Source organism: Nocardioides sp. NPDC000445 (assembly GCF_040300245.1).
In the GTDB taxonomy this organism is placed as follows: domain Bacteria; phylum Actinomycetota; class Actinomycetes; order Propionibacteriales; family Nocardioidaceae; genus Nocardioides.
The window spans coordinates 101,092-127,193 of the sequence record NZ_JBEPDH010000020.1; the positions used below are offsets into that span (position 1 = coordinate 101,092).

Annotated in this window: 25 protein-coding genes; 15 read left to right on the top strand and 10 right to left on the bottom strand. The window is 69.0% G+C overall.

Annotation, left to right across the window (positions count from 1 at the left end):
• The first annotated feature begins 124 nt into the window (after positions 1 to 124).
• The 8 genes from rpsB (at position 125) to rlmN (ending at position 6,672) form a co-directional block, all read left to right on the top strand.
• Positions 125 to 1,024, top strand: a complete 900-nt coding sequence (gene rpsB, locus ABT304_RS24080) for a 30S ribosomal protein S2 (protein WP_350719083.1) — start codon at positions 125 to 127, stop codon at positions 1,022 to 1,024.
• A gap of 48 nt (positions 1,025 to 1,072) precedes the next feature.
• On the top strand, positions 1,073 to 1,882 hold the full coding sequence (gene tsf, locus ABT304_RS24085) for a translation elongation factor Ts (protein WP_350719085.1): 810 nt from the start codon (positions 1,073 to 1,075) through the stop codon (positions 1,880 to 1,882).
• A gap of 168 nt (positions 1,883 to 2,050) precedes the next feature.
• A complete protein-coding gene (gene pyrH, locus ABT304_RS24090) occupies positions 2,051 to 2,764 on the top strand; it encodes a UMP kinase (protein WP_091049739.1) in 714 nt (237 codons plus the stop codon).
• Positions 2,765 to 2,826: 62 nt separating this feature from the next.
• Positions 2,827 to 3,381, top strand: coding sequence for a ribosome recycling factor (gene frr / locus ABT304_RS24095; protein ID WP_201451342.1), 555 nt, complete (start codon positions 2,827 to 2,829; stop codon positions 3,379 to 3,381).
• A gap of 144 nt (positions 3,382 to 3,525) precedes the next feature.
• Positions 3,526 to 4,434, top strand: a complete 909-nt coding sequence (locus ABT304_RS24100; RefSeq protein ID WP_160024469.1) for a phosphatidate cytidylyltransferase — start codon at positions 3,526 to 3,528, stop codon at positions 4,432 to 4,434.
• Positions 4,435 to 4,449: 15 nt separating this feature from the next.
• Complete coding sequence (locus ABT304_RS24105) at positions 4,450 to 4,953, top strand: histidine phosphatase family protein (RefSeq protein ID WP_350719088.1); 504 nt, start codon at positions 4,450 to 4,452, stop codon at positions 4,951 to 4,953.
• A gap of 79 nt (positions 4,954 to 5,032) precedes the next feature.
• A complete protein-coding gene (locus ABT304_RS24110; RefSeq protein WP_350719090.1) occupies positions 5,033 to 5,431 on the top strand; it encodes a hypothetical protein in 399 nt (132 codons plus the stop codon).
• 122 nt (positions 5,432 to 5,553) lie between these two features.
• The gene (gene rlmN, locus ABT304_RS24115) at positions 5,554 to 6,672 is read left to right on the top strand and encodes a dual-specificity RNA methyltransferase RlmN (protein ID WP_350719138.1); all 1,119 of its coding nucleotides are present in this window, start codon (positions 5,554 to 5,556) and stop codon (positions 6,670 to 6,672) included.
• A 4-nt stretch (positions 6,673 to 6,676) separates the two neighbouring features.
• Here rlmN and ABT304_RS24120 read toward each other — a convergent pair whose 3' ends face one another.
• Positions 6,677 to 7,111, bottom strand: coding sequence for a hypothetical protein (locus ABT304_RS24120; RefSeq protein WP_350719092.1), 435 nt, complete (start codon positions 7,109 to 7,111; stop codon positions 6,677 to 6,679).
• A 187-nt stretch (positions 7,112 to 7,298) separates the two neighbouring features.
• On the opposite strand from ABT304_RS24120, the gene ABT304_RS24125 reads away from it, so the two are divergent.
• Positions 7,299 to 8,459, top strand: coding sequence for a glycosyltransferase family 4 protein (locus tag ABT304_RS24125; RefSeq protein WP_350719093.1), 1,161 nt, complete (start codon positions 7,299 to 7,301; stop codon positions 8,457 to 8,459).
• Here the strand turns inward: ABT304_RS24125 and ABT304_RS24130 are convergent.
• Entirely contained in the window at positions 8,434 to 9,546 is a 1,113-nt protein-coding gene (locus ABT304_RS24130; protein ID WP_350719094.1) for an LOG family protein, read from the bottom strand. The two genes, ABT304_RS24125 and ABT304_RS24130, sit on opposite strands and share 26 nt — an antisense overlap.
• 18 nt (positions 9,547 to 9,564) lie before the next feature.
• A complete protein-coding gene (locus tag ABT304_RS24135) occupies positions 9,565 to 10,443 on the bottom strand; it encodes an oxidoreductase (protein ID WP_350719096.1) in 879 nt (292 codons plus the stop codon).
• A gap of 71 nt (positions 10,444 to 10,514) precedes the next feature.
• On the opposite strand from ABT304_RS24135, the gene ABT304_RS24140 reads away from it, so the two are divergent.
• Positions 10,515 to 11,108, top strand: a complete 594-nt coding sequence (locus ABT304_RS24140; protein WP_350719098.1) for a TetR/AcrR family transcriptional regulator — start codon at positions 10,515 to 10,517, stop codon at positions 11,106 to 11,108.
• Between the two features lie 3 nt (positions 11,109 to 11,111).
• Here the strand turns inward: ABT304_RS24140 and ABT304_RS24145 are convergent, their stop codons facing one another.
• The 3 genes from ABT304_RS24145 to ABT304_RS24155 all read right to left on the bottom strand — a co-directional run bounded on the left by ABT304_RS24145 (position 11,112) and on the right by ABT304_RS24155 (position 14,078).
• Positions 11,112 to 11,984, bottom strand: a complete 873-nt coding sequence (locus ABT304_RS24145; protein WP_350719100.1) for a serine protein kinase RIO — start codon at positions 11,982 to 11,984, stop codon at positions 11,112 to 11,114.
• Positions 11,985 to 12,148: 164 nt separating this feature from the next.
• Positions 12,149 to 13,525 (bottom strand): NAD(P)/FAD-dependent oxidoreductase, encoded by a 1,377-nt coding sequence (locus ABT304_RS24150; RefSeq protein WP_350719102.1) that lies wholly within the window; start codon positions 13,523 to 13,525, stop codon positions 12,149 to 12,151.
• 79 nt (positions 13,526 to 13,604) lie between these two features.
• On the bottom strand, positions 13,605 to 14,078 hold the full coding sequence (locus ABT304_RS24155; RefSeq protein WP_008363265.1) for an Lrp/AsnC family transcriptional regulator: 474 nt from the start codon (positions 14,076 to 14,078) through the stop codon (positions 13,605 to 13,607).
• Between the two features lie 124 nt (positions 14,079 to 14,202).
• On the opposite strand from ABT304_RS24155, the gene ABT304_RS24160 reads away from it, so the two are divergent.
• Entirely contained in the window at positions 14,203 to 15,591 is a 1,389-nt protein-coding gene (locus tag ABT304_RS24160) for an NAD(P)/FAD-dependent oxidoreductase (RefSeq protein ID WP_350719104.1), read from the top strand.
• A 608-nt stretch (positions 15,592 to 16,199) separates the two neighbouring features.
• Here the strand turns inward: ABT304_RS24160 and ABT304_RS24165 are convergent.
• Entirely contained in the window at positions 16,200 to 17,471 is a 1,272-nt protein-coding gene (locus ABT304_RS24165) for an HNH endonuclease signature motif containing protein (protein WP_350719106.1), read from the bottom strand.
• Positions 17,472 to 17,874: 403 nt separating this feature from the next.
• Complete coding sequence (locus ABT304_RS24170) at positions 17,875 to 18,054, bottom strand: hypothetical protein (RefSeq protein ID WP_160024453.1); 180 nt, start codon at positions 18,052 to 18,054, stop codon at positions 17,875 to 17,877.
• 17 nt (positions 18,055 to 18,071) lie between these two features.
• Here ABT304_RS24170 and ABT304_RS24175 point away from each other — a divergent pair, with 17 nt between their 5' ends.
• Positions 18,072 to 18,686 carry a hypothetical protein gene (locus ABT304_RS24175; RefSeq protein ID WP_350719108.1) on the top strand — a complete coding sequence of 205 codons (615 nt, stop codon included), beginning with the start codon at positions 18,072 to 18,074 and terminating at the stop codon, positions 18,684 to 18,686.
• Here the strand turns inward: ABT304_RS24175 and ABT304_RS24180 are convergent.
• Positions 18,657 to 19,301 carry a TetR/AcrR family transcriptional regulator gene (locus ABT304_RS24180; protein ID WP_350719110.1) on the bottom strand — a complete coding sequence of 215 codons (645 nt, stop codon included), beginning with the start codon at positions 19,299 to 19,301 and terminating at the stop codon, positions 18,657 to 18,659. The two genes, ABT304_RS24175 and ABT304_RS24180, sit on opposite strands and share 30 nt — an antisense overlap.
• A gap of 82 nt (positions 19,302 to 19,383) precedes the next feature.
• On the opposite strand from ABT304_RS24180, the gene ABT304_RS24185 reads away from it, so the two are divergent.
• Positions 19,384 to 20,793, top strand: a complete 1,410-nt coding sequence (locus ABT304_RS24185) for an amidase (protein ID WP_350719111.1) — start codon at positions 19,384 to 19,386, stop codon at positions 20,791 to 20,793.
• 6 nt (positions 20,794 to 20,799) lie between these two features.
• On the opposite strand, the gene ABT304_RS24190 is transcribed toward ABT304_RS24185, so the two are convergent.
• Complete coding sequence (locus ABT304_RS24190) at positions 20,800 to 22,188, bottom strand: aspartate aminotransferase family protein (RefSeq protein WP_350719113.1); 1,389 nt, start codon at positions 22,186 to 22,188, stop codon at positions 20,800 to 20,802.
• A 117-nt stretch (positions 22,189 to 22,305) separates the two neighbouring features.
• Between ABT304_RS24190 and ABT304_RS24195 the strand changes: the two genes are divergently transcribed.
• Complete coding sequence (locus ABT304_RS24195; RefSeq protein ID WP_350719115.1) at positions 22,306 to 23,748, top strand: gamma-aminobutyraldehyde dehydrogenase; 1,443 nt, start codon at positions 22,306 to 22,308, stop codon at positions 23,746 to 23,748.
• Positions 23,749 to 23,891: 143 nt separating this feature from the next.
• Complete coding sequence (locus tag ABT304_RS24200; RefSeq protein WP_350719117.1) at positions 23,892 to 25,928, top strand: acyltransferase family protein; 2,037 nt, start codon at positions 23,892 to 23,894, stop codon at positions 25,926 to 25,928.
• Positions 25,929 to 26,102: the final 174 nt, after the last annotated feature.

Genomic DNA, 26,102 nt, shown 5'->3' on the forward strand with positions numbered 1-26,102 from the left:
CAGCACTGATGGGCGCGAAACTGAAAACCGACCGGCTCGCGCCAACACCCGCCCGACCTCGAGAAACGCAAGGTCGAGCCACCAGCGGTGCACACGCGGGCCACCACCTAGGAGAAAAAACATCATGGCAGTCGTGACCATGCGCCAGCTCCTCGAGAGCGGCGTCCACTTCGGACACCAGACCCGTCGCTGGAACCCGAAGATGAAGCGGTTCATCCTCACCGACCGCAACGGCATCTACATCATCGACCTGCAGCAGTCGCTGGCCTACATCGACCGCAGCTACGCCTTCATCAAGGAGACCGTGGCCAAGGGCGGCACGATCATGTTCGTGGGCACCAAGAAGCAGGCCCAGGAGGCCATCGCCGAGCAGGCGACGCGCGTCGGGATGCCCTACGTCAACCAGCGCTGGCTGGGCGGCATGCTCACCAACTTCCAGACCGTGCACCAGCGGATCAACCGCCTCAAGGAGCTCGACGAGGTCAACTTCGACGACGTCGCCGGCTCGGGCCGCACGAAGAAGGAGCTCCTGCAGATGAAGCGGGAGCGCGACAAGCTCGAGAAGACCCTGGGCGGCATCCGCGAGATGGGTCGCACCCCGTCCGCCGTCTGGATCGTCGACACCAAGAAGGAGCACCTCGCTGTCGAGGAGGCTCGCAAGCTCAGGATCCCGATCGTCGGCATCCTGGACACCAACTGCGACCCCGACGAGGTCGACTTCCCGATCCCGGGCAACGACGACGCCATCCGCGCGGTCGGCCTGCTGACCCGCGTGGTCGCCGACGCCGTCGCTGAGGGCCTCATCGCCCGCTCCGGTGGCAAGACCGAGGGCACCGAGGGCGCCACCGCCGAGGAGCCGCTGGCCGAGTGGGAGCGCGAGCTCCTGGCGACCCCGGCTGCCGAGGAGACGAAGGCCGAGGAGACCCCGGCCGCCGAGGCCCCCGCCGCCGAGGCTGCTGAGACCACCGAGGCTCCGGCCGAGGAGACCCCCGCCGACACCCCCGAGGCCCCGGCCGAGGCCTGAGCCTCATCGTCCACCCAAAGCCACTTAACAAGTCAGAGGAAGACACGCATGGCTTACACCGCTGCCGACGTCAAGAAGCTCCGTGAGCTGACCCAGGCCGGCATGATGGACTGCAAGAAGGCGCTCGACGAGGCTGACGGCGACTTCGACAAGGCTGTCGAGATCCTTCGCGTCAAGGGCACGGCCAAGGCCGCCGCCCGCGCCGCGGAGCGCACCACCTCGGCCGGCCTCGTCGCCGCGTCCGGCAACGCTCTGGTCAGCCTCCTCTCGGAGACCGACTTCGTCGCCAAGAACGAGAGCTTCGTCGCTGCTGCCCAGCAGATCGCCGAGGCCGCCGACGCCAACAAGGTCAACGACCTCGAGGCCCTCAAGGCCATCTCGCTCGGCGACAAGACCGTCGGCGAGACCGTCGAGGAGCTCGCCCGCACCATCGGCGAGAAGATCGAGCTCGGCCAGGTCGCCTACTTCGAGGGTGAGACCACGGTCTACCTGCACAAGAAGGCCTCCGACCTGCCGCCGAGCCTCGGCGTCCTGGTCGCCTACGAGGGTGACGAGGCGGCCGCGAAGCAGGCCGCCCAGCAGGCTGCCGCGCTCAAGGCGCAGTACCTCACCTCCGACGAGGTGCCGGCCGACGTGGTCGACGCCGAGAAGGACGTCCTCACCAAGAAGACGCTCGAGGAGGGCAAGCCCGAGGCTGCCGTCGGCAAGATCGTCGAGGGTCGGATCAAGGCGTTCTTCAAGGAGATCGTCCTGCTCGACCAGGAGTCGGTCTTCGAGTCGAAGAAGTCCGTCAAGCAGGTCCTCGACGCCGCCAACACGCAGGTGAAGCAGTTCGCCCGCTTCGACGTCGGCGCCTGAACCGAGCCTGACTCCGCGCCAACGGCGCGCGATCAGTTAGGTTGAGCAGCAACGTACGACGAAAGGGGCCGGTCCGATGAACCGAATGGTGATCATCGGACCGGCCCTTTCGTACGCCACCCCTACATGCACCACCCCGCACGACGTCGCCCCAGGAAAGGCCACGGCATGACCCGCTACCAGCGCATCCTGATCAAGCTGTCCGGAGAGAACTTCGGCGGTGGCGAGGTCGGTGTCGACCCCATCGTGGTCGCCTCGATCGCCAAGGAGATCTCCGCTGTCGCGGCCTCCGGCGTGCAGGTCGCGATCGTCGTCGGCGGTGGCAACTTCTTCCGCGGCGCCGAGCTCCAGTTGGCCGGCATGGACCGGTCGCGCGCCGACTACATGGGCATGCTCGGCACCGTCATGAACTGCCTCGCGCTGCAGGACTTCCTCGAGAAGGAGGGTGTCGACACCCGCGTGCAGACCGCGATCACGATGGGCCAGGTCGCCGAGCCCTACATCCCGCGCAAGGCCATGCGCCACCTCGAGAAGGGCCGCGTCGTGATCTTCGGCGCCGGCTCCGGCATGCCCTACTTCTCCACCGACACCGTCGCGGCCCAGCGTGCCCTCGAGGTCCACGCCGAGGTGGTCCTGATGGCCAAGAACGGCGTCGACGGGATCTACACCGCCGACCCGAAGAAGGACCCGACGGCGACTAAGTACGATGAGATCACCTTCGGCGAGGCCCTGCAGAAGCAGCTCAAGATCGCCGACGCCACCGCGTTCGCCCTCTGCATGGAGAACAAGATGCCGATCGTCGTCTACGGTGCCGAGGACGAGGGGGCGGTCTACCGGATCGTCCAGGGTGAGAAGATCGGTACGCTCGTCACCGCTGGCTGAGCGGGACGAGCCCACACGCCACCCACACCACAACACTTACGAGCGCACAGGAGCATCCGGTGATCAACGACATCCTCAACGAGGCCGACAGCAAGATGGTGAAGTCGGTGGACTCCACGCGTGAGGACTTCGCCACGATTCGTGCGGGCCGGGCCACCCCGCAGATGTTCAGCAAGATCCTGGTCGACTACTACGGCACCCCGACGCCGATCCAGCAGCTCGCCTCGTTCACCAGCCCCGAGCCGCGGATCATCAACATCGCCCCCTTCGACATCGGTGCGATGGCCAACGTCGAGAAGGCGATCCGCGACTCCGACCTCGGCGTCAACCCGTCCAACGACGGCAAGATCCTGCGCGCGGTCTTCCCGGAGCTGACCGAGGAGCGCCGCAAGGAATACATCAAGCTCGCCAAGGAGAAGGCCGAGCAGGGCCGCGTCTCCGTGCGTCAGGTGCGCCAGAAGGCCAAGCAGGGTCTCGAGAAGCTCGAGAAGGACGGCGAGGCCAGCAAGGACGACGTCACCGGTGCCGAGAAGCGCCTCGACAGCCTCACCAAGAAGCACACCGACGCGATCGACGAGCTGCTCAAGTCCAAGGAAGCCGAGCTGCTCGAGGTTTGAGCCTGTGACCCCGCGAGGAACGAGCGGGGTCACAACGCGAAAAGATCGAGCGAGCGCACGCCTGAGCTTGCGAAAGCGTGATCGCGTGTCGAGATCCAGTGAGTTTCCCGACACGGCTCCACCGCCGACAACACCCACGGATGAATGGCTGAATCTCAAGTGACCCAGACGCCGCCGTCTCCTTCTTCCCCGGCCCCCGAGCCGCCGAAGAAGGACTACGGCCGCGCCGGCCGCAACCTGCCCGCGGCGATCGGCTCTGCTGTCGTCCTCCTGGTCGCCATCGCGCTGAGCCTGATGTTCGTGAAGACGGCGTTCATGCTGATCGTCGTCGGCTGTGTCGTCGCCGCGGTGTGGGAGCTCCACCGAGGCCTGATGGCCAAGGACATGGACGTCCCCGAGCAACCGCTGATGATCGGCGGCACGGTGATGGTCCTGGTCGCCTACTTCCTGGGCTCCGACGCGCTGGTGACGGCCACCGCGGTGACCGCTCTGGTGATCATGCTGTGGGTGCTGCGGCGTGGGGTCGAGGGCTACGTACGCACCTCGGCCGCGGCCGTCCTCACCTTGTTCTACCTGCCGTTCCTGGGCTCGTTCGTCGCGCTCATGCTCGGCGAGGGCGGCGGCTGGACCTCGGGCGGCCTCTCCGACGACGGCGTACGCGGCATCATCGTCTGGGTCCTGCTCACGATCATGTCCGACATCGGCGGCTACGTGGCCGGGGTCCTCTTCGGCAAGCACCCGATGGCGCCGGTGATCTCCCCGAAGAAGTCGTGGGAGGGCTTCGCCGGATCGGTGGTCTTCACCGTCGCCACCGGCGTCGGCCTGGTCGTATGGCTGCTCGACGGCGCCTGGTGGGTCGGTGTCGCGCTCGGCGTGGTCGCCTGCGTGATGGCCGTCCTCGGCGATCTGGTCGAGTCGGTCATCAAGCGCGACCTCGGTGTCAAGGACATGAGCCAGATCATTCCCGGCCATGGCGGCCTCATGGACCGTCTCGACTCGCTCCTGGCGACCGTTGCCCCGGTCTGGCTGATCCTTCACTACGCCGTCTTCTGAGCAGGCCCGGCCCCGATGCTCTTCCTCGTACGCCACGGACGACCCATCCAGGTGCGCGGCGTCGCCGCGGAGCACTGGGAGCTCGACCCGGCCGGGTTCGACGACGTCTGGGCTCTGCGTGACCGGCTGCCGGCCGGCGCCGCGTGGTACTCCTCGCCCGAGCCCAAGGCGCAGCAGACCGCCCAGCTCCTCACCGACGGCGATGTCGGTGTGGTCGATGCCCTCCGTGAGCACCGCCGCGGCGAGGCCTGGGTCGACGACTTCCAGGCCACGGTCGAGCGGGCGTTCGCAGAGCCGACAGTGCCGGCGTACGACGGCTGGGAGCCGCTCCAAGAGTGCCGTGCCCGCGTGACGAAGGCCGTGGCCGGGATCCTCTCGGCCCACGCGGGCGAAGACGCGGTGCTCATCGGTCACGGCACCGCCTGGACCGTCCTGGTGAGCGAGCTGACCGGCACGCCGCCAGATCTCGCCCGGTGGCGAGACCTCGGCTTCCCGGACCTGATCACCGTCGACGCCTGATCGTCCGCAACCATCGCGAGTTCGTCGCGGCAGCGATTCTTTACCCAAGGATCGCGGTGTTCGGCGCTACGGTTGAAGAGTGACCCAGCGTCCCGCGGACCTCGACGTGGACTCCGATCCAGACGTCGAGGCCGATCACGGCCCGGAGGAGGAGTCCTCGGGGTCCGGTGGCCTGTGGGCCTGGCTGCACGACTCGCACCCGACCGTTGCGGCCCTGGTCGGCTTCTACATCGGCCTGGCGTACGCGATCCTCGTCCCCGGCACCTGGGGCGCACTGCTGACGTGGGTCGTCGGGCAGGAGCGCGCCGAGGAGCTGTTCCCGTGGGTGGCGCTGACCCTTCTCGTGCCCCTGGCCCTGCTCATCCCGCGCAAGACCCGCCGCCTGGCCCAGTTCGTCTGGCTGGGGATCATCCTCACCGTGCTGGTGGTGGTCGGTGTCGGCTCGCTGGTCTTCTGGATCCTGCTGAAGACCGGCTGAGCGAGCGGGGCGGGATCCAGGTTTAGCCGTACGCCGCACCCCGATGGGACAATGGATGCGTGACCGAGCCCGACCCTGCGAACGTACCGGCCCCGCACAGCCCTGAGGCCGAGGCCGCCGCGATGGAGGGGCGCCGCCTGCCCCTGGTGATGGCTCCGCCCAAGGGCCGCGGGAAGCCGCCGCGCCACCTGGCCGACCTCGACCTCGCCGGCCGCCAGGACGCGGCGAAGGAGGCCGGGCTGCCAGGGTTCCGGGCCAAGCAGCTCTCGGTGCACTACTTCGAGCGGCTGGTCGACGACCCCGAGAAGATGACCGACCTTCCCGCCGGCCAGCGCCAGGAGCTGGTCAACACCTTCCTGCCCGACCTGATGACGCCGATCCGTCAGCAGGAGGCCGACAAGGGCACCACCGTCAAGACGCTGTGGAAGCTCTTCGACGGCGCTCTCGTCGAGTCGGTGCTGATGCGCTACACCGACCGCGCCACGGTCTGCATCTCCTCCCAGGCCGGCTGCGGCATGGCCTGCCCGTTCTGCGCGACCGGCCAGGGCGGCCTCGAGCGCAACATGTCGACCGCCGAGATCGTCCACCAGGTCGTCGTCGCTGCCCGGCAGATGGCCAGCGGCGAGATCCCCGGCGGCCCCGGCCGCCTCTCCAACGTGGTCTTCATGGGCATGGGCGAGCCGATGGCCAACTACAAGGCGCTGATGGGCGCGGTCCGCCGCCTCACCTCGCCGGCGCCCGAGGGCCTGGGTCTCTCGGCCCGCCACGTGACCGTCTCCACGGTCGGCCTCGTACCCCGGATCAAGCAGCTCACCGAGGAGGGCATCCCGGTCACCCTCGCCCTCTCGCTGCACGCGCCCGACGACGAGCTGCGCAACGAGCTCGTCCCGATCAACACCCGCTTCTCGGTCGCCGAGACCGTCGACGCCGCCTGGAACTACGCGCGCGTCACGAAGCGCCGGGTCTCCATCGAGTACGCCATGATGCGCGGCATCAACGACCAGGCCTGGCGCGCCGACCTGCTCGCTGACGTCCTCAACTCCTACGGCGACTGGGGCTGGGTCCACGTCAACCTGATCCCGCTGAACCCCACACCTGGCTCGAAGTGGACCGCGAGCGACCCGGCCGACGAGCGCGAGTTCGTACGCCGCCTCGAGGCCAAGGGCATCTCCACCACCGTCCGCGACACCCGCGGCCGCGAGATCGACGGCGCCTGCGGCCAGCTCGCTGCCGCGGAGTAGTGGCTCAAGCCCCGGGGGCGGGCCGGCGCTCGTGGCCGGGTCGGCCTTGGGTGCGGCGTACTTCCTTCATCTCCGCCTCGTAGAGGTGCCGCTTGCCCTCGACGAGAGTGTCGCGAGCCTCCTTCTCCAGCCGCTTGAAGGTGGCGTAGTAGCCGTCGTCGTACTCCTCGACGATCTGAAACGTCCACCGGCCGTTGAGCACGTTGAGTCCGACGAGCTCGCGCTCGAACGTGTCGGCCAGCTCGGTGTGGCCGGCCTCGCGCAGCTGCTGGACACCTTTGCCGAGGGTGAGGTCGGCGGTGCCGGTGATGCGATGCATCGCGTACAGATGACCGCGGGCGATCTCGATCGCTTCGAGTGCCTCGCTGATGGAGCCGAGCGCCTCGACGGTGAGGTCGTCGACGCCTTCGGGCCGGATGTGCTCCTCATCGGTGGTCATGTCGTGATCGTGGCAAACGGAGCGAGCGGGCGGCAAGCCCTGGATCTCTGAGGGTCACACGGTGTTTCCGCTGATGACACCGCCCGGACTACCTGTCGTCCGGCACGGAGTTCTGGCCACGGGAGGTTCACCGACCCGTCAACCAAGTCGGGGGTCACGTTGCCGGACGGCGCTCACGATCGGGAACATGAGCATCAGCCTCGATCGGGTCCCGCTGGTCGCCGCCAACTCAGAGCCGCTCCGTGTCCTCATCGTCACGGAGTCGTTCCTGCCCCAGGTCAACGGCGTGACGAACTCCGTACGCCGCGTCCTGGAGCATCTTGCGATCGACGGCCACACCGTCGAGGTCGTGGCCCCCACCGGGCCCACCGAGTACGCCGGGTTCCCGGTGACCCGCACCCGGGGCGCGACGTTCTGGGTCTACAAAGACTTCCGTGTGGGCCTGGAGACGCGGCGCAAGCTGCGCGCGGTGATGCGCCGGTTCAGCCCCGACGTCATCCACGTCGCCTCACCCGCGCTGCTGGGGCGGCAGGCGGTGCTGGTGGCCAAGGAGCTCGGCATCCCGAGCGTGGCGATCTACCAGACCGACCTGGTCGGCTTCTGGGACAAGTACAAGGCAGTCGGTGGCCCGCAGGCCGCGGCGATGCTCACCCGCCAGGCCCACTCGGCTGCCGACCGCACCCTGGCCCCGAGCTCGTCGGCCCTCACCCAGCTCGAGGGCCTCGGCGTACAGCGCACCGGGCTGTGGCCGCGAGGTGTCGACGTCGAGCTGTTCCACCCGAGTCGCATCGACCACGACCTGCGCGCCCGGCTCGCGCCCAACGGGGAGACCATCGTCGGGTACGTCGGCCGCCTCGCCCAGGAGAAGGAGCTGCACCTGCTGGCTCCGCTGGCGCACAACCCGGCGTACAAGGTCGTGCTCGTCGGTGGCGGCCCGCAGGAGCGCGAGCTGCGCCACCTGCTCCCGAACGCGACCTTCTTGGGCGTGCTGCAGGGGGAGGAGCTCGGGGCTGCGTACGCCTCTCTCGACGTGTTCGCGCACACCGGCTCTCACGAGACGTTCTGCCAGGCGGTCCAGGAGGCGCTCGCCTCCGGGGTCCCGGTCGTGGCGCCGCGCTCGGGCGGGCCGCTGGACCTGGTCGCCGACGGCGTCACCGGGTTCTTCTACGAGCCCGGCAGCCGCGACGACCTCGGCTCGCACGTCGCGCTGCTCCACAACGACCCGCAGCTGCGGCTGCGGATGGGGCGCGAAGCCCGCAAGAGCGTCGCGCACAAGTCCTGGGGCGCGGTGAACGCCGCCCTGGTCGACCACTACCGCGACGTCATCCGGGCGCGCCGGCTGCGATGACGTCGAGGACCTCCTCGTCGGTGTCGACGAGGTGGATGTGGCCCTCCATCGCACGGCCACGGGCGAGGGCCTGCAGGAGCGGCCAGACCGGCAGCTCCTCGGTCCAGTAGCTGCGCCCGACCAGCACCATCGGCGCGACCGCGCTCGCGTCGGCGTAGTAGTTCTCGCAGGCGTCCTGGAAGACCTCCTGCACGGTGCCGCCGGCGCCGGGCAGGAAGACGATCCCGCCGTCGCAGACCTCCAGCAGCACCGCCTCACGGGTGGCGTTGCGGAAGTACTTCGCGATCGCCCCGGCGAACACGTTGGGCGGCTCGTGCCCGTAGTGCCAGGTCGGGATCCCCAGCGACCTTCCGGGCTTGCCCTCGACCTGGTTCCGTACGTCCAGAGCCACCCGTGCCCATGACCGGATCGAGGGCCGGAACGACGGCACCGCGGCCAGCGCCGCGAGCGCATCGTCGAGCACGGTCTTCGGCGCCCCGGCGAGGAAGGCGCCCAGGTTGGCGGCCTCCATCGCTCCCGGGCCGCCGCCGGTGGCCACCACATGACGGCTCGCCAGGTGCTGGGCGAGGCGGGCGGCGGTCGCGTAGCCCTCCTCGCCCCGCCGCAGCGCGTGCCCACCCATCATCCCGATGATCCGCGTGCCCTCGTCGCGTCGCGCCCGCACCCATGCCTCGAGCGCGGCGTCGATCGCATGATCGTGCAAGGTCATCGCGAGCTCGTCGTCGGCGTCGAGCGGCTGCTGCAGCCAGGCGTACGCCCTCGCATCCAGGCTCCGCGCATAGACCGGGTCGTCGTAGAGCTCCTCGGCGGTGTAGAGCCGGGATCGGTAGACGTCGACGGGTGCCTCCGGGATCACCGGCATCACCAGCGCGCCCTCGTCCTCGGCGTAGTCGCCGTCCCCGGGTGCGAAGGTGCACCCGAGGAACGTGGCACCGGCCAGCTCGGTCTCCCGCAGGGTGTCCGAACGTGAGCTCAGGTCCAGCGACCGCAGCCGCCATCCCTTCAGACTGCCGGCTCCAGCCGCCAAGTGCCCGTCGAGCTCGTCCACCGACTCGATGTCGACATGCCGTCCCCGGTGATGCTTCATACCGAGAAACCTACCGACTCACAGTGGCCAGGAGACTCCGGTCAGGCGCTCGGACTCGGTCCACAGCTTGCGGGCGAGCTCGGGGTCGGAGGCGACCGCGGTGCGGCCGACGAGGGTCGGGCTGCCGCGGTACTCGCCGAAGCCGTCCGGCCCGACGTAGCTTCCCGACGGAAGGTCCTGGCTGGCTGCGTACAGGGTCGGGAGTGCGCCCGCCTCCGCGGACTGCGCGACGACTCGGTTGCCGATCGCCATGAGGGCGTGCTTGACCACGTTGCCGGTGTGGCTCTGCAGGTTGGTCGCGGCGTAGCCCGGGTGGGCGGCGTACGCCCGGAGCCCGGTGCCCTCCAGGCGCCGCTGGAGCTCGAGAGTGAAGAGCAGGTTGGAGATCTTCGACTGCCCGTAGGCCCGCTCGGTCCGGTAGTCGCGCCGCTCCCAGTTGAGGTCGTCGAGGTCGAAGCCGCCCCAGCGGTGGGCCGAGGAGGCGACCGTGACGACGCGGTCGGTGATGTGGGGGAGCAGCAGGTTGGTGAGCGCGAAGTGTCCCAGGTGGTTGGTGGCGAACTGGCTCTCGTAGCCGTCGGTCGTGAGGCGCTTGGGCACCATCATGATCCCGGCGTTGTTGATGAGTACGTCGATCTCACCCTCCCACTCGTCGGCGAAGTGCCGCACCGAGCTGAGGTCGGCCAGGTCGAGTGCGCGCACTTCGGCGCCGCCGCCGATCGTGGCGGCCACCTCCTCGCCGGCGGCGACGTTGCGTACGGCCAGGACGACGTGGGCGCCCTTCGCGCCCAGCTGGGTGGCGACGACGCGGCCGAGGCCGCTGGTCGCGCCGGTGACGATGACGGTGCGGCCCTCGAAGGACGGCAGCCGTTCGGAAGTCCACTTCTGTTCGGTCATGTAACCAATCTAGGCGGTGCCAAGAATCTTGACAATGTCTAAATCGGTGAAATCTCGATAAGGTGTGCCTGATGACCGAGACGATGACCCGCTACCACCACGGCGACCTGCGCGCCGCGGTGCTCCGCCGTGCGGAGGAGGTGCTGCGCGAGTCGGGCACCGACGCGCTCTCGCTGCGCGGCATCGCCCGCGACCTGGGCGTGAGCCATGCCGCGCCGAGCGCTCACTTCCGCGACAAGAACGCGCTCTTCGACGCACTCGCGGTCGCCGGGTTCCGGCGGCTGGGCGAGGTCATGGACGCCGCGTTGGCCACCCGCGGCTCGCTCACCGACGACCTGGTGGCCTTCGCCTCGGCCTACCTCGACTTCGCCACCGACAACCCGGCGCTGCTCTCGGTGATGTTCGCGCGCAAGCACAGCGAGACCTCCGGCGCCGAGATCGCCGAGGCCGTCGCCGCCGCTTTCGCCCACCCCACCGCCCTGCTCACCGAGGGCCAGGCCCGTGGTGAGGTCGTCGACGGCGACCCCGAGGTCATCGGGGTCACCGTCCTGGCCGCCATCCAGGGCCTCGCCACCTTCGTCGGCTCCGGTTTCGTGACGCCCGAGCAGTCGCAGGGGATGCTGGAAGACGTCGTCGCCACCCTGATGCGCGGCCTGGCCCGTTAGCTCTCAGAAGGCGTGCGCCATCAGGTCGGCGTAGACCTCCTGCTCGTCGACCTCCAGGCCTCGGGCCTGGAACCACTTCGCGACGTTGGTGATGTCGCGGAGCAGGAAGTCGAAGCCCAGCGGGTTGCCGACCAGGTCGATGATCTGGGGGAGATCGATGATCACGAGCCGGTCCTGCTGGGCAAGGATGTTGTACGGCGAGAGGTCACCGTGGACCAGGCCGGCCTGCACCATCGTGGCCAGCGCGTCGATGAGCCCGTCCCACCACATCTCCAGGACGTGGTGCTCCGGCCGGGTCTGGGCGAGCCGCGGCGCCGTCTCGAGCTCGCCGTTGCCGTCGTCGACCGCGATCCACTCCATCAGGATCTCGGTCCCGTCGATCTGCACCGGATAGGGGACCGGGAGGCCGAGGTTCCAGCAGCGTACGAGCGCGTTCCACTCGGCGTTGGCCCATTCGGCCTTGGCGACCTCGCGGCCGAAGGTCGAGTTCTTCTTCAGCGCGCGCTCGTCGCGGGAGCGCTTGACCGAGCGGCCCTCGGTGTAGCTCGCGGCCCGGTGGAAGGTGCGATGGTCGGTGTCGCGGTAGCGCTTGGCGACCATCAGTGCCTCCTGCTCGGGGAAGAGCGGGTCGGCCCGTACGACCAGGAAGGCGTCGGCCTCCTTGCCGGTCTTGAGGATGCCGAGCTCGGTGTCGATGGCGCCCTGAGAGGTCACCACCCAGTCCGGGCGCGGCTCCGGTCCACGCGAGAGCGGCTCCACGGAGAGCCAGGTGGACCAGCGTTGTCCGTCGTCCAGGTCGTCGTACGCCTGGAAGTCGAAGACGAAATTCGAGTCGATCCCCTGGAGAGGATCAGCGGAGATGTTCTCCTGAGTCACTTCGGGTGCTCCTGATACGAGAGATGTGGTCTGTGGGCAGGCACAGGACAACGACAGTCATGGTCTGCTCCTCTCGATCAGGGGCGCCTCGTGGACGAGGACGCCGGTCGCGCTCCATGGTGGAGGACCGCGACCGGCGTACGCAACAGGTTTATCGGATCGGGTCAGTGACCTCCGACGAGCGGCGCGACGGCCCGGGCGACCAGGGAACCCTTGCCGGTGGCGATCTCCTCCGCGTCGGCCATGGTCATCGCGCGCAGACCGGCGTTGACGCCGAGCCAGCGCAGCGGCTCCGGCTCCCAGCGCGGTGAGACGTGACCGACCCAGGGGAGGGCGGTGAGATCGGACTCGGTGCCGAGGACCAGGTCGCGCAGCGTACGGCCGGCGAGGTTGGTGGTCGCGACGCCGTCGCCGACGTAGCCGCCGGCGTGCGCGAGGCCGCTGGCGGGGTCGTAGCCGACCGAGGCGTGCCAGTCGCGCGGGATGCCGAGCACGCCGCCCCAGCGGTGGGTGATCTTGTGGCCGCGTACGGCAGGGAACAGCTCGACCAGGGTCTCCTGCAGGCGACGGTGGGTGCGGACGTCGGAGGAGTCCGCGTGGGTGATCTTCGATCCGAAGGAGTACGGAGCGCCCCGCCCGCCGAACACGAGCCGGTCGTCCGCGGTGCGCTGTCCGTAGATCAGCAGGTGCCGGCCGTCGGAGAACGTCTCGCGCTCGTCCAGGCCGATGCTTGACCAGACCAGGTCGGAGAGTGGCTCGGTGGCGATGATGAGGGAGCGCACCGGGATGACCTCGCGCTCGAGACCGGCCAGTGTCGGGGTGTAGCCCTCGGTGGCGCGTACGACCACGTCGGCGGTGACCGCATCACACTCCGTCCGCACGAGGTGCGGCTCGATCGCAGTGACCCGGGTCTGCTCGTAGATCGTGACGCCGCGGGCCTCGACGGCGCGGGCCAGGCCACGGACGAGCTTGGCGGGGTGGATCGCGGCGCAGTCGGGGGTGTAGGTGGCGCCGAGGGTGCCGGTCGCGGCAAGCCGCTTCTCGGCGGCGGCCTGGTCCAGCAGGGAGATCTCGGCGTCACCGAGCCCCCAGGAGCGGGCGTGCTCGACCTCGTCGCGGGCGCGCTCGAGCTGGGCGGCGGTACGGGCCACGACGACGGTGCCGCCCTTGGCGATGTCTGCCTCGATGCCCTCCGCCGCGGCGACCCGGATGACCTCGTCTACGGTCGCCCGCATCGCTCGGTCCTGGGCGAGGGCGGCCTCCCGGTTCGAGCCCGCTGCCACCTTGTCGAGCGAGGCGGGGAAGAGGGCCGAGCACCAGCCGCCGTTGCGGCCCGAGGCCCCGAACCCGGCGACCTCGGCCTCGAGGATCGCGATCTTCAGGCTGGGCCGGGCCTCGGCCAGGTAGTAGGCCGTCCACAGGCCGGTGTAGCCGGCGCCGACGATCGCGACATCGACCTCGAGGTCACCCATCAGGGCCGGACGCGGCTCCCATGAGTCGCCCGCGGTCTCGTGCCACAGGCTGATGTCGGAGTAGGTCACCGGGCCACCTCCGTAGCGCAAGCGCCAGAATACGGATGTGGCCCGGTGAAAGACTCACGGGTCGCTCGCTGGCGCTCGCTCACCGGACGCCCCAGGCGTACGTCTGCTTGTGCAGGTGCAGGTACATGAACGTCTCGGTGCTCACCACGCCCTCGATGGCGCGGATCTTGCTGGAGACGAGGTTGAGAAGTGCCTCGTCGCTCTCGGCGACGACCTCCACGAGCAGGTCGTAGGAGCCGGCGGTGATGACGATGTAGTCGACCTCATCGAGCTTGCCGAGCTCGTCGGCGATCCCCTCGATAGGTCCGGAGGTGCGTACGCCGATCATGGCCTGGCGCGCGAAGCCGAGCTCGAGCGGGTCGGTGACGGCGACGACCTGCATGACGCCGCTGTCGACGAGGCGTTGCACGCGCTGCCGCACCGCGGCCTCGCTCAGGCCGACCTCCTTGCCGATCGCGGCATAGCTGCGCCGCCCGTCCTGCTGGAGCTGCTCGATGATCAGCTTGTTGACCTCGTCGAGGTGAGCGCCCCCGTTGCGCTTGCGAGTGGTCATGGCGCCCAGTCAACCTGTTTGCCGTGGCCTGATGCAACGAAATCCGTCGTGTGTAACGAACAGTTTCCATGATTCCGTACATTGTGTGTGGCTGAAGGCCTCTGAAGTTGTCATAGTGGGCGTCGTGAACCATGTCTCGCTGACCGATGCGAAGCCCGCCGTCTACTGGCTGGACGACCCAGCGAAGCCAGCGCCGCTGCCGCCTCTGCTCGGGGTGGAGTCGGCCGATCTGGTGGTCGTCGGAGGCGGGTACTCGGGGCTGTGGACGGCACTGCTGGCCCGTGAGCGGTTTCCGTCGTGGTCGGTGGTGCTGCTGGAGGCCGGCCAGTGCGGGGACCAGGCATCGGGCCGCAACGGCGGCTTCGCCGAGGCGTCGTTGACACATGGCTTCTGGAACGGTCTGGAGCGCTGGCCCGACGAGCTCGCGACCCTGGACCGGCTCGGCCAGCAGAATCTCGACGAGATGGCGGCGACCATCCAGGAGCACGGCATCGACTGCGACTGGCAGCTCACCGGCGCGCTGAACGTCGCCACCCGTCCGCATGAGGTCGGCGACCTCGCCGAGTGGTCGACCGCGCTGACCGAGCACGGCATCAAGCACCGGCTGCTGGACGAGATCGGCGTACGGGACGAGCTCCGCTCGCCGACCTACCTCGGTGGCTTGGAGGTGGTCGGTGACACGGCCACGATCGAGCCGGCGCGGCTGGCGTGGGGTCTGCGGCGGGCCTGTCTGGACGCCGGGGTGGTGATCCACGAGGGCTCCGCGGTCACCGGTCTCGAGCGTGACGGTTCGGGGATGCGGGTCTCGACGATCGCGGGTTCGGTCCGGGCCGGGCGGGTGGCACTGGCCACCAACGCGTTCCCGCCGCTGCTGCGGCGACTGCGGATGATGACCGTGCCAGTCTACGACTACGTACTCATGACCGAGCCGCTCTCCGCCGCGCAGATGGACGCCATCGGCTGGGCGAACCGGCAAGGCGTCAGCGACTCCGCCAACCACTTCCACTACTACCGCCTGACCAGGGACAACCGCATCCTGTGGGGCGGCTACGACGCGATCTACCACTTCGGCTCGAAGATCTCACCGGAGCTGGAGACCGGCGCCACCCACGACAAGCTGGCCGGCCACTTCTTCGAGACCTTCCCGCAGCTCGAAGGCCTCCGCTTCACCCACCGCTGGGCCGGCATCATCGACACCTGCACCCGCTTCTCGGCATTCTTCGGCAAGGCGTACGCCGGCCGCGTCGCCTACGCCCTCGGCTACACCGGTCTTGGCGTCGGAGCCACTCGTTTCGGCGCCCAGGTCATGCTCGACCTCCTCAGCGGCGAGCAGACGGAACGTACGTCGCTGGAGATGGTGCGCTCCAAGCCGCTGCCGTTCCCTCCCGAGCCGGCGCGGTATGCGGGCATCTCGATGATGGTGCGCTCGTTCGGGAAGGCTGATGCCAACGGGGGTCGTCGCGACCTGTTCCTGCGGGCGATGGATCGTCTCGGGTTGGGGTTCGACTCTTAAGGCTCGGCTTCTCGGCGGGCACTGTGGCTGGTCGTTCTTCTTATGGTTGGGGCCGCCGACCCGTTACGGATGGTGTTCTCGCCAGATCCCGGAGTCAAGGACGGCCTTCGGCCGCCGGCTTCGCCGGCCGCTTCGCGGTCCTTGACACCGGGCTCCGGCGAGAATTTTGGCTGGCTATCGGGTCGGCGGCGGGGTGTGGTGCGGATTCCCTGGGTTGGGTACGGCCTTGAGATCTCGGGTCGGTGAGTCCTGGTGGGTGAAGGGTCTGCTCGGTGCCTATACCGGTTGGCGGCATCTTGTGAATGCTTCACAAGATGCCGCCACGAGGAGGGGGGATGACCCGGGCATGGCGGATGCTGCCTCAGGTGGCTCCTGGCCAGGGCCGCCTCGGGCGGGTCGCCTGGGCGGACCGGCTGGGTCACCAGGTTGCGGCTGAAGTGCCGCGCCCGATGCAGCGACGGCCGGACCAGCACTGCCCGCCGCAGAGCATCGGCAGGTTGGCACCCGGCAGGAGCGGCACGACAGGACGGTGTGAGGACACAGTTCAGCGATCGGCCCATCGTGGGATCGGATGAACACGGGCACGGCGGCGCAGGCCAGCTCGCGGATCAGCTGGTTCGGGTGCGCCGAGTGAACCGGATTCGCCCATCCGGGAGCCGCTCATAGGTGTAGTCAGGGTCGTGGATCCGGCGATGGTCGCTGGCACACAACAAGACCATGTTCGCCATGTCGGTCTTCCCGCCGTCGGACCACGGTTTCAAGTGATGGGCCTCGGTCCACGCGGCGGGTGCGTCGCAGTCTTCGGCCTGGCAACACTTGTCCCGTAACCGGAGCGCGCGGTGTTGGACCGGATACGCCAACCTCGCGGTGCGGCCGAGGTCGAGGATCTCGGAGTCGGTACCGAGGACGACCGGGACGATGTTGGCGTTGCAGGCCATCCGGCGGGCCTCCGCGGCGGTGATCTGCTCCCCGTCGAAACCCAGGGAGGCGGTGCCGAGGTCCTTGCGGAGATCCTCGACGCTCATGGTGATGAACACCGTGGTCCCGTGACCGCCGTGGCGGGGCAGCTGGTCGACGTCGTAGGTCTCGACCACGCGAGCAAAGGCCTGGCCCAGCAACCGGTCATAGGGCGCTTTTAGGCCCTTGTCCTCGGCCGAAAGCTTCCTCGGCTGAGCCAACGAGTCCAGCAGGGTCCGCAGCCGCATCCCCACCGCACGGGAGACCCGGGCGTGGATGTCGATGGTGCCGTCGCCGTTGTCGCGGGAGGAGAAGAACGTACGCCGCTGGGCGTGCTCTTCCTCGCGCTGGAGTGCTTTGGCCTCGGCCTGCTCGAATCGTTCCGGGTCGATCTCGGCGAGGATCCGGCGGCCGACGATCTTCAGCTCGTTCGCCGTCAACCGGGTGGCGTAATCGACCAGCAGCTTCTCGGCCAGGATCAGGTCCTCGGCGCTGGCGGCGGGATCGGTCTCGATCTGGACGAGGGCCTGGGTGATCACCCTTGCCTTGTCTTGGGACACCACACCCTCAGCGAGGCCATCAGCGACGAGGTCGTACTTGCTCACCGCGGCCGCGAGTTTGATCTGGGAGCGGGCCACGCCCTTGTCGACGAGGAGTTCGGTCCGCAGCCATCCGGAGGCGTCTTTCGCGCCGGTCTCCTCAGCGATGTCACCAGACGTCGCGAGCACCCGCAGTTTCAACGCGGCCTGCTGGGCTTGGAGCTTCTCCAACCGCTCCAGCAGGTCCTTCTTCTGCTCGGTGCGCCAATAGACGGGGTCTGTTGCCAGCAACTCTTGGAGGGCGGTCTCGATAGCCTGCAAGGCAGCGTCGACCGCGTCGCCGGGGTTGGTGCCCCAGGGGTCGATCGAGCGGCCGAGACTCATCGCTGCCCTCTCCTTCGGAGGTGTGCTGTGATGGGTCCGATTCTACGCTCACAGCCCCTGTCTGGCCACCTATTTGTCCTGATCAGAGACCATTTTCGCGGTGAGCGAACGACCTCGTATCTGTGGATCATAAGTGGCCCGAAGGGCCACCCTTCCACCCCATCAACCTCACCCGTCCCAAGCAAGATTCCGCTGCACCACACCCGGGCCGCCGCCCCGATAGCCAGCCAAGTTTTTCTCGACGGGCGCCGGTGTCAAGGACCGCGAAGCGGCCGGCGAAGCCGGCGGCCGAAGGCCGTCCTTGACTCCGGGGTTCGGCGAGAACACCCTCCAAGAACGGGTCGGCGGCCCCACGCCAACCACAAGAAACAGTCAGCGACAGAGCCCAACCAGAAAAACAGTCCTAAGCCGCCGGATGCTCGTACGCCGCCGCAACCCGCTCGCGGAGCTTCGCGTGGATCTCCTCCGGCGTGCGCTGCGTACGCTGGCGGTGGTTGCGCGCAATGATGACGCCTGTCGCGGTGACCCCGGCCAGTCCGGCGAGACCGACGATCTTCCACACGCGTGCACTGCCGAAACTCATAGGACCCCCTGCTCACGATGTCTGATGACACCACTATCTCCCTTGCCGACGCCGTGGACCAGACCCGGACCGGTGATCTGTGGCTCTTCCGGGGGCGTTCGGTCGCCGACCGGGCGATCCGGATGCTCAGCAACGCCCCGGTCAACCATGTCGGGATGGCGGTGGTGCTCGACGACCTGCCGCCGCTGATGTGGCACGCCGAGCTCGGCAAGGGGCTGCTCGATCTCTATACCGGCACCCACCATCGTGGCGTACAGCTCCATGATCTGCGTGCCGCGGTCGAGCAGTGGGCGGGGCGTTACGAGCAGCAGGTCTGGCTGCGCCAGCTGACCGCCGACATCGACCGTCAGCGCGAGGACGCGCTGCTCCGGACGATCGCCCGGCTCGACGGCACCCCGTTCCCCTCGACCGCCGCGCTGGCCGGACGCTGGGCGCGGGGGAGAGTGCGCTCGAAGGCAGGCCTCGAGCAGGTCTTCTGTGCCGAGGTCGTCGCCGCGACCTACCAGGGGATGGGACTGCTCGACGACGAGCGCCCGACCAACTACTACGACCCGGGTCGCTTCTGGTCCGGCGACCACCTGACCCTGCAGGACGGCGCGGTCCTAGGTAGTGAGGTACGCGTCGTCGGCTGAACCGCGGCCCGCGAGGCGGAGGGCGACGGAGACCTCGCCGCTCTCGACCAGGGTGCCGATGACGAGCGCACGGAGCCCGCGAAGCAGCGCGTCGGGGTCGACCAGGTCGGGCGCTGCGAGGGCGTGCAGCAGATAGCCGTGCACGAGGGCGAGCACGGAGCCGGGGTCGGTCCGGGTCGCGCCCGCCACGGTCGCCGCGCGGTCCGCGACCGCACGACCGGCGGTGAGCGCCTCGGCCACCACCGGGCGGAACTGCGGTTCGCGGGCGGCGTGGAGCAACCCCTCGAGGAAGGCGAGCGAGTCGGTCGGCGGGGACATCAGCGCCGCGGCGAACGCCTCGGCCATCGCGTCGGTGCCGGACTCCGTCGCGGCGAGCTCGTCGGCGAGCGTACGCAGCCGGGCGACGTCCTCGGCGACGCCCGTGCGCATCGCTTCGGCCGCCAGGTCCGTGATCGAGTCGAAGAAGTATCCGACTGTGGCCAGCGGTAGCCCGGCGCGCTCGGTCACGGCCCGATGGGTGACCCCGGCGATGCCCTTCTCGGCGGCCACCTCGATCGTGGCGCGGACGAGGGCGTCGCGTCGCTGCCTGGCGCTGTCGCCGTGCCGTCGCTTCATGCGCAGAGTGTTTCACGCGAGACGTCAAGAAGTCTGGAAGATCTTCTAGACTTTTGCGAGCCGATCCAGCACGCTGTCCGACATGACCGCACCGGCTCGCGTCCACGCCTTCACCGACGACGCTCTCGGAAACCACGACGCCGTCGAGCTCGCCCGCCTCATCCGGGCAGGAGAGCTGAGCGCGGCCGAGGTCGAGGCGGCGGCGGTCACCCGGCTGCGACATGTGGCCCCGGGGCTGCACGCGATGGCGTACGAGGCCTATGACGCGCCCCGTCGCGCGGACGCCGACACCGGCCTGCTCCATGGTGTGCCGACCCTGCTCAAGGACAACACCGACCTGCTCGGGATGCCGACCAACCACGGGTCGGAGGCCTTCCGGGCGCGGCCGGCCACACACGACGGGCGATACACGACGCAGTTCCTCAGCGCCGGGGTGACCGTGCTGGGCAAGAGCCGGATGCCCGAGTTCGGGCTGAACGCGACCACCGAGTTCCGAAGCGGGCCGCCGACGCCCAACCCCTGGAACACGCGCCACTCCGTCGGGGCATCCTCCGGCGGGGCGGCAGCGCTCGTCGCCGCCGGAGCGGTGCCGATCGCGCACGCCAACGACGGCGGCGGGTCGATCCGGATCCCGGCCGCGGCAGCCGGACTCGTCGGGCTCAAGCCGAGCAGGGGAAGGCACATCGACGGCGAGATGGCCCGCACCCTCCCGATCAACATGGTCAGCGAAGGGGTGGTGACAAGGACGGTCCGCGACACCGCGACCTTCCACGCCGCGCTCGAGCGGCACTGGCGCAACCCGGCGCTGCCGCCCCTCGGACTCGTCGAGGGCCCCGCGCGGCGCCGGCTCCGGGTCGCGATGATCATCGAGTCGGTGACCGATGCCGTCGTGGACACGCCGACGAAGGCGGCCGTGGAACGCACCGCGACCCTGCTGGAGGAACAGGGCCACAGCGTCGAGCCGGTCCCGATCCCCGTCGACGCGCGCTTCGGCGACGACTTCCTCAGCTACTGGGGTCTGCTCGCCTTCCTCGCCGGCAACCTCGGCCGCCTGACCATCGACCGGACGCTCGACCAAGGCCGCCTCGACGGCCTCACCGACGGCCTGCGTCGCGCCTTCGCCTCCGGCGGCTGGCGCCGTACGCCGGCCGCGCTGCTCCGCCTGCGGGGTGCGGCGGCGGCCTACGCCAAGGTCTTCGACCATCACGACGTGGTCCTGTGCCCGGTCGTCGCCGGCGTCACCCCGCCGCTGGGGCATCTGTCCCCGAACGTGCCGTTCGAGGACCTCGTCTACCGGCTTCGTCGTCACGTCGCGTTCACGCCGCTGCAGAACATCACCGGTGCGCCGGCGATCTCGCTGCCGATGGGGCTCAGCGAGGACGGGCTGCCGATCGGCGTCCAGCTCTCCGCGGCGTACGGCGACGAGCGGACGCTCCTCGAGCTCGCCTACGCTCTCGAGGAGCAGTCGCCGTGGCCACGCATCCAGCAGTGAGCGAGGTCAGAGCATCGTCGAGGCCTTCTCCAGCACCCGGCGCAGGATCTGCTCCATCTCGTCGAACTCGGCCTGGCCCACGGTCAGCGGCGGGGAGAGCTGGATGACCGGCTCGCCGCGGTCGTCGGCGCGGCAGTAGAGGCCCTCGGACCACAGCGCCTTGGAGACGTACCCGTAGAGGATCCGCTCGCACTCCTCCGCCGTGAACGTCTCGCGAGTCCCGCGGTCCTTGACCAGCTCGATGCCATAGAAGTAGCCGGTGCCGCGTACGTCGCCGACGACCGGCAGGTCCTTCAGCTTCTCCAGGGTGGAGCGGAAGGCGGCCTCGTTGCGGCGTACGTTGCCCAGCAGGTCCTCGGCCTCGAAGAGGTCGAGGTTGGCCATCGCCACCGCGGTGGAGACGGGGTGACCGCCGAAGGTGTAGCCGTGGTAGAAGGTCTCCTCGCCCTCGAGGAAGGGCGCCATCAGCCGGTCGGAGATGATCGTTGCGCCCAGCGGCGCGTATCCCGAGGTCAGCCCCTTGGCGGAGGTGATCATGTCGGGCACGTAGCCGAACCGCTCGCAGCCGAACATCGTGCCCAGCCGCCCGTAGGCGCAGATGACCTCGTCGGAGACGAGCAGCACGTCGTACTCGTCGCAGATCTCCCGCACCCGCTGGAAGTAGCCCGGGGGAGGCGGGAAGCAGCCGCCCGAGTTCTGCACCGGCTCCAGGAAGACCGCGGCCACGGTGTCGGGGCCCTCGGCGCGGATCACGACCTCGATCTGGTCGGCGCACCAGCGTCCGAACGCCTCCGGGTCGCTCCCGTCCATCAGCCCACCGGTGATCTCCGAGGCCCGGTAGATGTTGGTGTTCGGCACCCGGAAGGTCGAGGGGACCAGCGGCTCGAACGGCGCCTTGATGTCGGCCAGGCCGGTGATCGACAGCGCCCCGTGAGTGGTGCCGTGATAGGCGATGTTGCGCCCGATCACCTTGTGCTTGCCCGGCTTCCCGCGCAGCTTGAAGTAGTTCTTGGCCAGCTTCCACGCGGTCTCGACGGCCTCGGAGCCGGAGTTGGTGAAGAAGACCCGGTTCAGGTCGCCGGGGGCGAGTGAGGCCAGACGTGCGGCCAGCTCGATCGCTGGCTCGTGCGCGTACGACCACAGGGGGTGGAAGGCCAGCTGCTTGGCCTGCTCCGCGCCCGCGTCGGCGAGCTCCGCGCGGCCGTGGCCGACCTGGGAGACGAAGAGCCCCGCGAGACCGTCGAGGTAGCGGTTGCCCTCGATGTCGTAGATGTAGGCGCCCTCACCCCTGGCGATGATCGGCACGTCGGCCTCTGCGTAGCTCGAATGCCGCGTGAAGTGCATCCAGAGATGGTCCTTGGCGTCGCGCTGCAGCTGCTCGTGGTTGCCGGTCATGACCCAATGGTCACCCACCGCCTCTCGCTTTCGCAAGCGAATCAGTAGCAAACCAGGAATTCCCCTTCGGATTCAGTTGTGACATCCCTGTTACGAGAAGGAGTTAGTCTCTACCGCATGGCTGACCAGACCTTCAGGAACGTGATCGGCGGCGAGCTTCGCGAGGCCGCCGACGCCGCGACGTACGACGTCGTCGACCCCGCCACCGGCGAGGTCTACGCGCAGGCGGCGATGTCGGGGGAGACCGACGTCGACCAGGCGTATGCCGCGGCCGCATCGGCCTTCGAGACCTGGGGCGAGACCACACCCCAGGAGCGCAGCCTGGCTCTACTCCGGATCGCCGACGCGATGGAGGCCCGGGCCGAGGAGCTGACCGCCGTGGAGGTCAAGGACACCGGCAAGCCGTTCCAGCTGACCCTGGAGGAGGAGCTGCCGCCGACGATCGACCACTTCCGCTTCTTCGCGGGCGCGGCGCGGACCCTGGAGGGGAAGAGCGCGGGGGAGTACCTCCAGGACCACACCTCCTGGATCCGTCGCGAGCCGATCGGCGTGATCGGGCAGGTCACGCCGTGGAACTACCCGCTCGCGATGATGTCCTGGAAGATCGCCCCGGCCCTGGCCGCCGGCAACACGGTCGTCCTCAAGCCCTCCGACACCACCCCGGCCAGCTCGGCGCTGCTGGCCGAGATCGCCCAGGAGTTCCTGCCGCCGGGCGTGCTCAACCTCGTCACCGGCGACCGCGACACCGGCCGCGCGCTGATCCGGCACAAGACACCCCAGATGGTCGCCATCACCGGCTCGGTGCGTGCCGGCATGGAGGTCGCCGCGACCGCGGCGCAGGACGTCAAGAGGGTCCACCTCGAGCTCGGCGGCAAGGCGCCGGTCATCGTCTTCGACGACGCCGACATCGACAAGGCGGTCGCCGGCATCGCCGCGGCGGGCTACTTCAACGCCGGCCAGGACTGCACGGCCGCGACCCGGGTGCTGGTGCAGGACGGCGTCCACGACGAGTTCGTCGCGGCACTCGCCGAGGCTGCCCGCAACACCACCGTCGGTCTCCCTGGCGACAACACCGACGTCGGCGCGCTCAACAACCCCGGCCAGCTCGCCCGGGTCGCGGGCATGGTCGACCGCCTCCCGGACCACGCCACGATCGCGGCCGGTGGCGCGCCGGCACGGGTCGAGGGCGGTGAGAACGGCTACTTCTACCAGCCCACGGTCCTGGCCGGGCTCCGTCAGGACGACGAGCAGATCCAGCAGGAGATCTTCGGTCCGGTGATCACCGTGCAGCGGTTCGCCGACGAGGCCGCGGCGCTCAGATGTGCCAACGACGTCGACTACGGCCTTGGGTCGAGCGTGTGGACCACGGACCACGCCACCGCCCTGCGGGTCAGCAAGCGCCTCGACTTCGGAGTGGTGTGGATCAACACCCACATCCCCTACATCTCCGAGATGCCCCACGGCGGCTTCAAGCACTCCGGCTACGGCAAGGACCTCTCCGTCTACGGGTTCGAGGACTACACCCGGATCAAGCACGTCATGTCCTTCATCGGCGAGTAATCCGCTAGACAAACGTGTGGGCGTGCGACCCTCGATGTGCGGGCCGGTGGCGTCCGTGAAAGCATCGAGCGCCGTTTCGCGTACCTCCGCGACTCGGACCCAGCAATGGAAGCAGCCGAACCCCCACACGAGGTGCACCCCACATGTCAGCCAAGCAGTGGCGGACAGATGTCCAAGGTCTCCGGGCAGTTGCCGTAGGCCTGGTCGTCGCTGCCCACGCGGGCGTCCCGCACACCGAGGGCGGGTTCGTCGGCGTCGACGTCTTCTTCGTCCTCTCCGGCTTCCTGATCACCACCCTGCTTCTGCGCGAGGCTGACACATCGGGAACGGTCAGCATTCCGCAGTTCTACGCGCGTCGCGCCCGCCGGATCCTGCCGGCAGCAACTCTGGTGATCCTGGTCGTCCTGGCGTACGCCGCCTGGCAGCTGCCGACCACACGGCTCACCGACGCGGCCGCTGACGGCACCTGGGCAGCGTTCTTCCTGGCCAACGTGCACTTCGCGGCCGAGGGGGTGCAGTACTTCCAGCCCAGCGAGCCCTCGCCCTTCCAGCACTACTGGTCGCTCTCGGTGGAGGAGCAGTTCTACCTCGTCTGGCCGGTGCTGGCGCTCCTGCTCATCCCGCGGCTCGGACGCAAGGGCTTCACCGTCGTCGCCGCGGTGATCGCGGTCGCGAGCCTGGCCTGGTCGATCTACGCCACCGGCGAGAACCCGACCGCCGCCTACTTCTCCACCCCGGCGCGCGCCTACGAGCTCGCCGCCGGTGCGCTGCTGGCCTGCTGGGGCGGCCGGCTCAAGGGTGCCGCGAGCATTGCCGCCGGCCTCGGCGGAGCCGCGGCGATCCTGGTAGCCACGGTCGCGTTCAGCGAGGCCACCCCGTTCCCCGGCTGGCAGGCGCTGGTGCCCACCCTCGGCACGGTCGCGCTGCTCGCCTCCGGTGCCAACGCCCCGACCGCGAGGCTGCTCGCGATCCGCCCGCTGCGATATGTCGGCGACATCTCCTACTCCCTCTACTTGTGGCACTGGCCGCTGATCGTGCTCGCGCCGGAATTCCTTCACCTCGGCAATGCCGCGCTCGAGATGACGGTCGCGGTCGCTGCTGCGCTGCTCCTCTCCGCCCTGAGCCACCGCTTCATCGAGCTCCCGTTCCAGCGCAAGCAGGTGCCCGTGCTCTCCCACGGGCTGCGCTCGCTGGCCCTGTGGCCGGCGGCGCTCGTGCTGGCGGTCGGCAGCGGCTGGCTGACGACCGGCTATGCCGCGTACGCCGAGAAGGAGCGGGCCGCCCAGGCGCAGGCGTGGTTCGCGGCCAACGAGGTCCCCGACACCGCTGCCGAGACCGGCGGCCCGCCGCAGGTGCAGCGCGAGCTCCGCGCCGCCCTCGACATCGCCGACCGCGGTGGCCCGATCCCGCCCGCCGTGCTCGGCGAGGAGATCACCGAGGATCGGTGGCAGAAGACGTACGGCGACTGCTACGCCAACTACGGAGACACCCGCGGCACCGACTGCACCCTCGGCGACACCGACGCGAAGAAGACCGTCGCCGTCGTCGGCGACTCCCACGCCGGCATGTGGCTGACCGCCTTCGACGACCTCGGCAAGGAGAACGGCTTCCGGGTCGTGCCGGTCGTGAAGGTCGGCTGCGCCCCCTATCCGGTCCAGCACCGCGGCAAGAAGATGACCCAGGCCGAGTGCGACGACTTCCGCGACTGGTCGGCGGACCGCCTCGAGCGCCTCGACCCCGACACGATCGTCTCGACGGCTCGCGGTCAGCTCTTCATGCCGAAGACGTACGACGGGATGGACCGTGACGAGCAGTGGTCGCGCGCGGTGCGCAGCACCGTGAAGGCCTACCGGGAGATCTCCCGCAAGGTGGTCGTCCTCGGTGACGTACCCAAGGTCGACCAGAGCCCCGCCGACTGCATCAGCGCCCCCGAGGCCGACCAGAGTTCCTGTCTCAGCGACCCGGACTCGCGCGAGACCAGCAGCAACGAGCTCACCGAGGCGGCCCTGGAGGGCACCGAGGCGGCGTACGTCGACACCCAGCGATTCGTGTGCGCTGATGACCGCTGCCCGCTGGTGGTGGGGGAGAAGGTCACCTACTACGACGAGTCGCACCTGACCGAGTCCTGGGTCCGCCACGTCACGCCGCGGCTCGGCGTCATCCTGGCGCCGCTGATCTAGCTGGCCCTGGTCTAACGCGGATTTAACTGGGACGCCCGTTTTGGGATTTGCCTTTACGTGCATCTTTGTGGCTTAATTGTGACCAGACGTTGCAAAACGTTTCATGCACAGCCCTGGACCCGTGGGGGAGTCCGGGGCTGCTGCTATTTCGCCGGCGTTTTTCCGGTCCGCAGC